An 11006-nucleotide genomic window follows, 5' to 3' on the forward strand; every position below is an offset into this window, starting at 1 on the left:
GTAAAAATTAGCTATAAAAATATATATTTTAAACTAAATTTAATAAATATAGTTATATTATTTTTCTCATATAAACATGTTTAGAGTTTAAAAACTAACGAAAAAGGAGCTCAAAATGGAATTTCTAATTTTGACGCTATTTTTGATAAGCGGTCTTATCCTATACATAAAGCCGCAGATGAAAAAAGTAGCAACGTCCTGCTTGGCCTTAGGGTGCGTGATACTAGTTGCACTAGAATTTTACGTAAATTTATGGGTAGTCTTGCCAATAGGCAACTTTTAGGAGGGCAAGATGCAAACGAAACAAAATGAAATCCCAGCAAACGAACAAGGCTTTTTCAACCTTATGTCACTAGCCATCACCGCTCTTGTGGCACTTCCAGTTGGTATCGCCTGCTTAGTGCTTGGCTTTGGGCTAGGTGATAACCCTTGCATAATGTGCTGGGCCGAGAGGATCACGATGATAGCTATTAGCCTAATAGCGCTTTTCATCATCAGGTACGGACTAAAGCCTGGCTATCTAGCAGCACTTTTACTAATGGCTTGCTGGGGCATATTTAATGGCTTTATCCACTACAGCCTAGATGGAACATTTGGAGGCTATCTTGACATCAAACAAGGTTTTGGCCTTGAAATTTTAGGTGCCCACACTCAGTTTTGGGTTATGGTTGTTGATTTTTGTGTGATCATATTTTTAGCTCTTATATTTTTGTTTAGCAAAAATTTGGGCCTTATAATGCAAAAAAGCTCAAATGGCGAATATGGCGACTTTCTAAGCTACCTACCGCTTGGCAAATTTGCAAATTTGGTCTTTATCGTGATCATACTTGTAAACTGCGTTCAAGCCTTTATAGCTTCTGGTCCACCGCCATATCTAGGATCTAGCACACCACCTAGAATGAGCATCGATCCTTCAAAATGGTTCTGGGAAAAAGACCACTGGGATAGCTCGCTTGACTTTAGATTTGACTGGAACCCTGAGCTTCCAGACCTAGCAAAGTAAGGAGTAAAAGATGAAAAAGCTAATATTTTTTATCGCATTAGCAAGCCTTGCTTTTGGTTTTAGCTTTGACATGGATAGCAAAAATGGAGCTATCCAAAACGTAAAAGAGCTAGGCCTTAAAGGTACACTCACTCTAAATTTGCAAAATGATAATGCAATAACTGGAGCTGACTATGATGAGGGCAAAAAGCAGTTCGCTCTTGTCTCAAACGACAGCGAATTTTACATCGCAGATGAAAATTTAAAGCCAGTTAGCTACGCCAAACATGACCGCCATTTTATAATGGAAATGGAAGCAACAGTTGGAGCTAGCTGGTATAAAAATGAGCTTGGCATGATAAGCTACAACAAGACTTTTGTCTTTTATGAGCCAGCTAGCAACCTCAGCAAAGACGAGCAAAATAGCCAGTGGAGGCACCTATTGGCTGGATATGACTCGTGGAAGCTAAATGACCTTGGTAACAAGGGCAGATTTTCTACCATCAGATCAAAACAGCAGTATGTCTTGGGCTGGGACTACCTAGAAAGTGAGAATAAATTTTTCACAGCTAGCGTGCCAAATGACGTTAGAGACTACTGGAGTGTCGCTATATTTGACGGCGACGATAAGATGATCTTAGAAGAATTTGTGCCAAAAACAGGAGCAAATTTACAGCTCAAAGAGGGTAGAAATTTAAACAACTATTATATTACTGGCATCGACGCAGAGCCTGATGCACTCTATCTTTTAAGCAAAAATTTCTCAACTATTTTAAAGTTAAATTTGACCACCAAAGAGATAGACGAGGCATTTAGTTTTAGTGGGGTAAATAACCCAAGAGCATTAGCGATCAAAGATAATAAATTTTACATCTTCTCACGAGAAGGCAAAGAGAATAAAGTTTTTATCTTTGAGATGAAATAGCCATCAAATTTAAGGAGAAAACATGCAAAGACGTTCTTTCCTAAAAGGCACCGGAGCAGCTCTGGCAGCAGCTGGAACAGCTCCTAGCCTATTTGGTATGGAGCAATTTGAGGTGGATTTTAGACCAAAATCCTATAAGAACGAGGAAAATGTAGAGTACCACTACCTAACCTGTCCTAGAAACTGCCGTGATGCCTGTTCGATGATCGCTGAGATCAAAGATGGCAAAATGGTAAGCATAAAAGGAGATCCAAAACACCCTCTAACGCAAGGCACAGTCTGCGTCAAGGGTCACACCTATGCCATGCACCTATATAACGCTGACCGCATCATGCACCCTATGAAAAGAGTCGGTAAAAAAGGCGAGGGAAAATGGGAGAAGATAAGCTGGGATCAAGCCTTAAAAGAGATAGCTGCAAAGCTAACTGAGATAAAAGAGAAATTTGGCGGAGAGGCTTTGACTGAGTTTGTCTACTCTGGCAACGAAGGACATATCTCAAAAACTATTGCACCGGGAAATTTCTTTGAAAAATATGGAGCTACAAGGCTTGTTAGAAACCCTTGTGACTGGCCAAGATACGCAGGCACTCCTAGCGTTATAGGTACTGACTTCTCAAAAGATGCACTTGAGATCGATGAGAGTGATATGTATATCAGCTGGGGATCAAACGAAGCTTATACGGCCGTACACTGGATAAGATTTGCTCACCGCGTTAAAAAAAGAGGCGGAAAGATCATCGTTATAAATACGATAAGAATTCCACTAGCAAACCAAGCTGATATGTTTATCCAGCTAAAACCATCTAGTGATCCTGCATTTTGTCTAGCGGTCTGCAAATTTTTGATAGAAGAAGATCTATATGATCATGAATTTGTAGAAAAATATACAACAGGCTTTGAAGATCTAGTGCACGAGTGCTCACTCTACACCTATGGCGAACTGTCTGAGATGTGCGGAGCAAGTGTAGATCAGATAAAAGTCTTTGCTAGAGAGTACGCTCACGCAAAAGCACCAGCTATCATGCACGGCGACGGCGGACAAAGACACTTTAACGGAGCAAGACTTGTTCGTGCGGTTACATTTTTACCAGTTTTAACTGGCTCCTTGACAAAGCTTGGTGGCGGACTCTTTTGGGCATATGTGCATGTAAAAGGCTGCTTTAATTTCGACAACTGTATGCCAGACCTATCTCCAAAAGATAAAGATGGCAAAAAGATAGAAAGACAGCAAGTAAGCTATATAGAATTTGGCAAAGGCATACAAAAAGAAAATCCAACATATCTTGACAAGCCTATAAACACTGTCATTAGAGCATGTATCAACTACAACTCAAATTTAATGGTAACAGCGCCAAATACAAATTTGATCAAAAAACGCATAATGGACGATGACTTCTTCCTAGTTGTTCTTGATCCATATGATATCGATACTTGCGACTATGCTGACTATGTGCTACCTGGTGTTACATTTATGGAGAGTGAGGATATCCAAAACGACCAAATTTCTGGATACGTATGCTACAACGCTCAAAGTGTAAAACCTCTTGGCGAAGCTAAGACAAATTTAGAGTTCTTCAACGCTCTTGCAAAAGCGATGGGCTATACAGAAGAGTGCTTTAACTGGGATAGCGAAACAGTTTGCAGACGCTTTTTGGATACAGAATTTGCCAAAAAACAAAACATCACCTATGAAAAACTAAAATCAGTCGGCTGGATCAAACCATTTAGAACGCCTGAAACGATGAAAGATCAGTTCCCGTACTACCCTTATGCACCAAAAGACAAACTAGTATTTGGTACAAAGAGTGGAAAATGCGAGCTTTACTCACAAACCTTTAAAGATGCAGGATATCATCCAGTAATAGACCTTGAAACTGACTGGGACTACTATGAAAAGAGCAATAAATTTGGTAAAGACTATCTCAAAAAATATCCGCTTTATTTCATGACGCCAGGTACTCAGCTCCAAGATAACTCAAACTGGGGCAATATGCCTTATATCCTAAAAAGGGTTATCATTAAAGGCAATGCTGAGCTATTTATGACACGTGAAGATATGGAGGCTCGCGGTATCAAAAACGGAGACACAGTTGAGGCAACGAACGAAAAAGGAACAGCCGTCTTTACAGCAGTCGAGACAAATCAAATGAACCCAGGCATAGTCTATGCGTGGAACAACATCTGGGTAAAAGTGACAAAATCAAGAACTGGGGCAAATATACTTTGCTCTGATGGCGTTAGTGACCTAGGAAATGGCTCAACCTATACAGCTAGCTTTTGCGAAGTAAAAAAAGCAGCTAAACAAGAGATGTAAAGGGGTCTAAGATGAAAAGAAAACAAGGATTTTTATTTGATTATAACTTTTGTATAGGCTGCAAGGCTTGTGAAATTTCATGTCAAGTCTATCACAACCAAGATCCAGATATAAACTGGAGACATGTTGATGGCCTTATGATACATGAAGATAGCATAGAAAAAGAGATCTTTATAACTCACTCTTGCCACCACTGCGATGAGCCTGCCTGTATGGATGTCTGCCCAGTTGGGGCATATATCAAGCTAGAAAATGGTGTCGTACAGCCACTTCATGATAAGTGCATAGGCTGTGGATACTGCTTGATGGCTTGCCCTTATGGCTCTATCACAAAAGGCAAGGACGGTAAAGCTCAAAAGTGCAACCTCTGCGCTGAAAAACTTGAGCGTGGCGAAGAGCCAGCTTGTGTGGCGGGCTGTCCGTGTGGAGTACTAAAACTAGTTGATAGCAACGTCAGCGACAGCGCTGGTATGCAAAAAGAGATGCCAGGCTTTAAACACTTCTTTACCAAGCCAAACATCCGCTTTTATCCAAGAATGAAGCGAAATGAATTCATACACTAAAGAGTAAAAGATGGATAAGGTCAAAGAAAAGCTTAGCGTTAGCCTTAGTGTTGAAGACTTTTTAAGGCGATTTTTCTTAGTGGAGCTTAGAGAGCAAAATTTAGATGAGCTCATAAGCCTAAGCCTTAATTTTAGTGATAAATTTAAAAATCACGACTTCATACTTTGGCTAAATAAGTGTAAAGATGATCTAAATTTACTAGACGAGCTAAGATATGAATTTAACAGGCTTTTTGTAGGGCCAAGACACCCAAAGGCCGAGCCATACGAGTCGGTTTATTTTGATTATAAAACGATGTTTGGTGAAAAGACCATGCAGGTGCGAAGCTTTTATGAGAGCTCTGGTCTAAAGCTTAGTAAAGAGCAGTTTGATAAATTTCCAGATGATTTCATCGGATACGAGCTGCAATACCTTTACTTTCTAAGCTTCAATGCCTTACAAGCAGACGAAAAAGAGAAAGTGGATGAAATTTTACATAAAAAATATGACTTCATCCGCACTCATCCGTTTGAGTGGTTTTATAAATTTAGCTCTCGCTGTAAGGAAGCTACAAATTTAGAAGCTTATGTGAGCTTTGCTGATTTTTTAAATTTATATCTTGAAAACGAGATAGAGCAGTCAAGAGCTCTTCTAACTTTTAAGAGTTAAAGGATAGATAATGGAACAAACAACTTGGGGATGGCTCATAGTCATATATCTCTTTTTAGGTGGTTTAGGTGCTGGGGCGTTTTTGTGCTCGGCTTTAGCCTACAAAGGCTTTTTGGGCAAACTAGATGAGAAATTTTACAAATTTGGATTTTTGCTCGCGCCAATAGCGGTTATAGTTGGAACTGCACTTTTGCTATTTGACCTAGCACCAAGCGCAGCGATCAATCCAGCTAAGATCATAGGTCTTTACACAAGACCAGTTTCTATAATGAGTATCGGCACATATCTTCTAACATTTTTCATAATAGTTAGCGTACTCGTGCTTTTACAAGTCAAAAAAGGCGCTAAAATTTGCGATATGATGCTTAGCTTTGGCTCAATGCTAGCGCTTGGAGTGATGGGATATACTGGACTACTTTTATATGTAGTAAAAGCGATCCCACTTTGGGCAAGCATATGGCTACCGATACTATTTACTATCTCAGCCATATCAACAGGCCTTAGCGCAAACGCTATATCTGTGCTAAGTGGTGGTGGCGTTTTAAGCCATGAGTTGCATAAATTTCACACTATTTTGGTGGCACTTGAAATTTTTGCCCTATTGATGCTATTTGCAAGCGTTAGAAACGAAGCTGCTGGCATGGCTAGCATAACTAAAATAGTATCAGGCTCTCTAGCACCGATGTTTTGGATAGGCTTTATAGTGCTTGGTCTTGTACTACCGCTAATTGGTGGCAGTAAATTTATGCTACAAAGATGTGGTGTAACAAAAGACGGAGCAGTATGCGGATGCAGCGAGGGTATCAAAAGCTGTGTATATAATGAATATGGTGTTTTAATCGGCGGTTTTTGCCTAAGAGCATTTATCGTGCTTGGCGCGGTATATATATTTTAGTTTCTCCCTTTTTCTGATACTTGGGTCGGATGAAAGTCCGACCTTTTAAAATATCTTAAAAATATTTTTAAAAGATTCGATAAAATACGTAAATACTTTATTTAGGAATAAACATGGATTTTGAGGACCAAATATTAAGAACTTGTGAAATTATAGATAAAAATCTTGCAAATAATAACTTGTGTGATGAACGAGGATTCGTTAGTCAAGTTATCTTATCTCAGCTTAGAAATTTAGTAGAGTATATTTTTCAAAAAATTCACTCCGGCGAAGAAAAAATAGATACTAATGAGTATCAGCAGACAATTAATGAAAATGCTATTAAATACATCAAATCAAAGGGCGGAAATTTTACTTTTTTAATTCGTTTCCATAATTTTTTAGATAAATCTGTCTCGCATTATACACTTACTGAAAATTCATCTGAACGTTTAATGCTTAAGTATTTTATGTATTTGGTAGAGTGTAAAAATTTTTTAAGAGAGCGATATAAGATTGAAGTACTTAGAAATCTTGACAAATTCCCGCTTAATTTAGATAAGAAATTTATGGAATATTATGAAAAGATTGCAGAGAAACTAGAAAATCAGGGTATTTTAAATAATTATTATAAAGAAAACGGTGTTTACTACATAACAAAAATAAAGCCATTTATTGTAAAAGGACAAATGTATTATGAAGTAACATTTGTTAATGCAGTAGATAATTTTAGTAAATTTGATAAACTAATTGCATTTTGTAAATTTAGAATTTTTGATAATTATGCTGTCAATTTATGGATTCGTAATGAAAATATAGAAATTCTAAACAAATCACTGCAGGTAAAAATCATTGACAGTTGGGAAGTTTCTATTAGACCAGCTGAACTGCAAAATTTTGGTAAGATTTTTGAATGTAGTCAAAAAATAAATAGAACAAGCGAATATAAAGAATTAATGCAATTTTTGACACGGAAGAAAATTAGCTTAGTCGATTTGATTGATGGCTATGATTACCAAGATATAAAAAGAAACATTATTTCTAAAGGACAAGTTTCGCATATTTTTGATATTTTAGATAAGGCAAAGGCAGTTACCGAAGATGGTAGAAATACAATTAGGTATTTACTACACAACTTACGTAATCAAGTAATAAAAAAGCAGCTTCCAAACAATGAAGATAGATGCTTGTCAAATTTGGAGTTAAATTCAAAATGCCTCCCATTTGAGCAAATGCCGTTTGCTACATCTTTAATAAATCACAATCCTAACTTTTATGATTTGTTAGAATGTATAGATACAAGTGGAAGAGAACATGAATTATTTGCTAGAGCAGTAAAAAGTAGGATTGAAAATAGTGGAAGCCTGTTTGTTGATAAAAAGGAATTTAATTTCAACAATATAGATAATCTAAGATCTCAATTTAACTCAAAATTATGGACAGGAAACGAAAAGAATCCAAAAGGGCATACTGGTAGGAGAATTGAGGAATTTCAAAGTCACTTTTATATCAAAGAATATGTCGAAAAATCTATCGAAATTATTGATGGGCTTGACAAATTGACACAGAGCGGTATTCAAAACTACTCAAATTCTGCAGAAGAGTGGATAAAGAAAAATTCGACGCTAATTGATGATAAAGAAAAAGAAAATATTGTTATTAATCTATTTGAGAAATCAAAAGTCGCCTTGATTTATGGCGCAGCCGGTACTGGCAAAACGACTTTAATCGATTACGTATCACAATTTTTTAAAGAAAATAGTAAAATATTTTTAGCCAATACAAATACTGCTGTAGATAATTTAAAAAGACGTATTACTGCGAGCCTAAATAGTGAATTTAAAACAGTCGCTAAATTAATAGCGGGTACAGACACAAAATGCGATGTTCTAATTATCGATGAATGTAGTACAATAAGCAATGATGATATGCAAAAAGTACTCAATAAAGTAAAGTTTGAGCTCATTCTTTTAGTAGGAGACATATATCAGATAGAAGCGATATCATTTGGCAATTGGTTTAAAACCGCTCAGAGTTTTCTTAATAAAGCAACTTTTACATTAGAAAAAACATATAGAACAAAAGACAAAAAACTTTTAAAACTCTGGGGTGAAGTAAGAAGTTTTGGTGATTGTATTAGTGAAATTTTACAAAGAGAAAGCTATTCGCAAAAATTAGAAGATTTAAGTTTTGAAGCTAGTGATGATGAGATTGTTTTATGTCTTAATTACGATGGATTATATGGTATTAATAACCTAAATACTATTTTACAAGAAACCAATAAAGCAAAAGCTGTAGAATGGGGTCTTCATAGATATAAGATCGGCGATCCCATTTTGTTTAATGAGGTAGAAAGATTTAAACCGCTTATTTACAATAATATGAAAGGAAAAATTGTTAATATTGAGCTTGCAGAAAAACGAATTTGGTTTAGCATCGAACTTGAAAAATCAATAACTGGACTAGATGCACAAAAGTATGATTTTGAGTTATTGGAGAATAGCGATAAATCGGTGATAAAATTTTATGTTAATCAATACGGAACGGCTGATGAGGAGGGGAATCCTGAAAATAATGATGAAGAAACTATCGTGCCGTTCCATGTGGCATACGCCATTTCAATTCATAAAGCACAGGGCTTGGAATACAAAACCGTAAAAGTAGTAATAAGTAGCGAAGTTGATGAAATGATAACGCATAATATTTTTTATACAGCAATAACCAGAGCGAAGGAAAATCTACAAATATATTGGTCGCCGGAAGTCGAAAAGAAAATTTTAGAAAGCTTTAAAAAAAGAAACAGCAATAAAGATATTGATTTTTTGCAGAAATTAAAGAAATAAAAGCCGCCCGCAAGACGGCTTAAATTTTATCTCTCGAAAATAAAAATTTTATTCACACCGTCCTCTCTGGATGCGACGTAGAATTTGCCCTCTTTAATAGCGAGCGCATGGGCATCGCTCGTACCTTCAAAGCTATAAACCTCCACGATCTTTCTGCTACGTGGATCGAGCTTTAGGATACTTGAGTATTGCTTTGAGAGCAGATAAACAAACTCGCCTTGCGCATCCATTCCTGTGATATAGTAGTCATTTATCTCCCTGCCCTCTTTTACGCCAAGACTCTCATCAAAGCTCGGAATAAATTCTGTAGACAAAAGGTTATCGCTATCACTAAAACTAGCAATACTCCAACTTTGCTTTATGTCATCTGGCACGCTTGCTATAAAAAATTCGCCATAGAAGTCAGAGTGATCCCAAGAGAGGATATACTGCTGTTTTGCACGAACTGTGTAGTATCGGTCCTTAAAATCAAGGCTAAATTTATCATAGCCATCATGCAAATATCTCCACGCCTTATTTGCATCATCCTTGCTTTGATCTGGCATAAATTTGAAAAATTCATACGTTTTGTTATAGCTAATCAGCCCAAGAGAACCTTTAAAAAAGCTTGCACCAACCGTATCTTCCATCTGTATGATCCAATCAGGCGTGCTTCTTAGATAGCTTTTTATCTGATCTAAATTTTCATCCATAGAGTAAAGCTCAAATTTTAGTGTGCCGACCAAAAAACTTTTGCTCTCCTCATCATAGTCAAGACCTGTAACTGGATTGCTATTATTTAGTTTTAGCTCTATTTGTCCAGCTTTTTTTAGTGGAGTTAGATTTGTAACTGCACCATTTGCTGCATTTAGATCAAACTCTCCACCAAATGCCAAGCAAGTGCAAAGTGTTATTAAATTTAAAATTTTCATTCCATATCCTTACTTTGGTAAATTTGGTAGTTTTGGATTCCAGCTTTCGCGAAAGTCTATCTCATGTTCATTCCAGTGATCAAGCTCCCAAAACCATTTAGAAGGATCAGCGCTCATGCGAGAAGGCGTAGCTGATGCTAGATATGGTGGTAGGCCAGCTGTTATAAAAGCTTGAATGCAGTTAAATGCCATAATGACCACAAAAACAGCCACAGCTATCTTTCCCAATAAGAAATTTGGTAAAACAACTCCGTATGCGTTTTCTTCGCTATTTTGCATGATCTTGCCAACATTTTTACCAAGCATCAAAATAACACCTAAAAAGATAATGACACAAAAGTGTACTACAACAACCCAAAACTGCGTATGAGCGCCTAAAATTTCAAGTCCAAAGCCTTGCTTTATATCAAGATATCCGCCGCCTGTGCCGTCTAGGCTGTAATGCAAAAAACCGTCGTAAAGCCCAAGGCACGCTAAAAAGAGGATTGTGACCAGATACCTAACCTTAAAGCCATAACGTACAACGATAAGCGCCATAAAAGAGATCGCCACCATGCAAAATCTCTCATGCCAACACATGATACAAGGGCTATCGCCCATGCCAAATCCAAGTATCAGACACGCAATGCCAACAGGAAGTGCGATCAACGCAATGGCAGCAGCTGCAAAGAGATTGAAAAATCTCTTTTCGTCATCACCCCAGCATGCAAATTTTTCATTATTCATTGCCTGCTCCTAAAAATTTCCCATTGGCAAAACGGCAAATTTATTTACCCATGCCATCATCACAATAAGCACAACCATTCCAGCAATACCAAACCCCATTACAGCCTGCTTTTTTTCCGGCCTAAACAATAAAAATAGACCAGCGATAAAAAACATCAAAACCATTAAAAATTCCATTTTTTATCCTTTCTATGAAATTTAATATTTATTAAAATATAC

At 37.0% G+C, this 11006-nt stretch carries 11 protein-coding genes; 8 read left to right on the forward strand and 3 right to left on the reverse strand.

Annotated elements, in window-relative coordinates:
* Positions 1-115 precede the first annotated feature (115 nt).
* From Q0296_RS11180 to Q0296_RS11215, 8 genes are all read left to right on the forward strand, one after another.
* Entirely contained in the window at positions 116-283 is a 168-nt protein-coding gene (locus Q0296_RS11180; RefSeq protein ID WP_180995799.1) for a hypothetical protein, read from the forward strand.
* Between the two features lie 9 nt (positions 284-292).
* Positions 293-1003, forward strand: a complete 711-nt coding sequence (locus tag Q0296_RS11185) for a disulfide bond formation protein B (protein WP_298040614.1) — start codon at positions 293-295, stop codon at positions 1001-1003.
* A 10-nt stretch (positions 1004-1013) separates the two neighbouring features.
* The gene (locus Q0296_RS11190; protein WP_298040616.1) at positions 1014-1907 is read left to right on the forward strand and encodes a hypothetical protein; all 894 of its coding nucleotides are present in this window, start codon (positions 1014-1016) and stop codon (positions 1905-1907) included.
* A 22-nt stretch (positions 1908-1929) separates the two neighbouring features.
* Positions 1930-4221: a molybdopterin-dependent oxidoreductase gene (locus Q0296_RS11195; protein ID WP_298040617.1), complete on the forward strand. Its 2292-nt coding sequence runs from the start codon at positions 1930-1932 to the stop codon at positions 4219-4221.
* 11 nt (positions 4222-4232) lie between these two features.
* On the forward strand, positions 4233-4784 hold the full coding sequence (locus Q0296_RS11200; RefSeq protein ID WP_298040619.1) for a 4Fe-4S dicluster domain-containing protein: 552 nt from the start codon (positions 4233-4235) through the stop codon (positions 4782-4784).
* A gap of 10 nt (positions 4785-4794) precedes the next feature.
* Positions 4795-5433: a molecular chaperone gene (locus tag Q0296_RS11205; RefSeq protein ID WP_298040621.1), complete on the forward strand. Its 639-nt coding sequence runs from the start codon at positions 4795-4797 to the stop codon at positions 5431-5433.
* 10 nt (positions 5434-5443) lie between these two features.
* Entirely contained in the window at positions 5444-6328 is an 885-nt protein-coding gene (gene nrfD / locus Q0296_RS11210) for an NrfD/PsrC family molybdoenzyme membrane anchor subunit (protein WP_298040623.1), read from the forward strand.
* Between the two features lie 113 nt (positions 6329-6441).
* The gene (locus tag Q0296_RS11215) at positions 6442-9150 is read left to right on the forward strand and encodes an ATP-dependent RecD-like DNA helicase (protein WP_298040625.1); all 2709 of its coding nucleotides are present in this window, start codon (positions 6442-6444) and stop codon (positions 9148-9150) included.
* A gap of 26 nt (positions 9151-9176) precedes the next feature.
* On the opposite strand, the gene Q0296_RS11220 is transcribed toward Q0296_RS11215, so the two are convergent.
* The 3 genes from Q0296_RS11220 to Q0296_RS11230 are packed head-to-tail and all read right to left on the reverse strand — an operon-like array spanning position 9177 to position 10964.
* Entirely contained in the window at positions 9177-10061 is an 885-nt protein-coding gene (locus Q0296_RS11220; RefSeq protein ID WP_298040627.1) for a hypothetical protein, read from the reverse strand.
* Positions 10062-10070: 9 nt separating this feature from the next.
* Positions 10071-10787, reverse strand: a complete 717-nt coding sequence (locus Q0296_RS11225) for a disulfide bond formation protein B (RefSeq protein WP_298040629.1) — start codon at positions 10785-10787, stop codon at positions 10071-10073.
* 9 nt (positions 10788-10796) lie between these two features.
* Positions 10797-10964: a hypothetical protein gene (locus Q0296_RS11230; RefSeq protein WP_298040631.1), complete on the reverse strand. Its 168-nt coding sequence runs from the start codon at positions 10962-10964 to the stop codon at positions 10797-10799.
* Between the last annotated feature and the right edge of the window lie 42 nt (positions 10965-11006).

It is taken from the genome of uncultured Campylobacter sp., from assembly GCF_937890585.1.
Taxonomy (GTDB): domain Bacteria; phylum Campylobacterota; class Campylobacteria; order Campylobacterales; family Campylobacteraceae; genus Campylobacter_A.

Bases quoted from the DNA above. Each gene is read 5' to 3' on its own strand.
- Q0296_RS11180 (WP_180995799.1), top strand. From the start codon at position 116: ATGGAATTTCTAATTTTGACGCTATTTTTGATAAGCGGTCTTATCCTA.
- Q0296_RS11185 (WP_298040614.1), top strand. From the start codon at position 293: ATGCAAACGAAACAAAATGAAATCCCAGCAAACGAACAAGGCTTTTTC.
- Q0296_RS11190 (WP_298040616.1), top strand. From the start codon at position 1,014: ATGAAAAAGCTAATATTTTTTATCGCATTAGCAAGCCTTGCTTTTGGT.
- Q0296_RS11195 (WP_298040617.1), top strand. From the start codon at position 1,930: ATGCAAAGACGTTCTTTCCTAAAAGGCACCGGAGCAGCTCTGGCAGCA.
- Q0296_RS11200 (WP_298040619.1), top strand. From the start codon at position 4,233: ATGAAAAGAAAACAAGGATTTTTATTTGATTATAACTTTTGTATAGGC.
- Q0296_RS11205 (WP_298040621.1), top strand. From the start codon at position 4,795: ATGGATAAGGTCAAAGAAAAGCTTAGCGTTAGCCTTAGTGTTGAAGAC.
- nrfD (WP_298040623.1), top strand. From the start codon at position 5,444: ATGGAACAAACAACTTGGGGATGGCTCATAGTCATATATCTCTTTTTA.
- Q0296_RS11215 (WP_298040625.1), top strand. From the start codon at position 6,442: ATGGATTTTGAGGACCAAATATTAAGAACTTGTGAAATTATAGATAAA.
- Q0296_RS11220 (WP_298040627.1), bottom strand. From the start codon at position 10,061: ATGAAAATTTTAAATTTAATAACACTTTGCACTTGCTTGGCATTTGGT.
- Q0296_RS11225 (WP_298040629.1), bottom strand. From the start codon at position 10,787: ATGAATAATGAAAAATTTGCATGCTGGGGTGATGACGAAAAGAGATTT.
- Q0296_RS11230 (WP_298040631.1), bottom strand. From the start codon at position 10,964: ATGGAATTTTTAATGGTTTTGATGTTTTTTATCGCTGGTCTATTTTTA.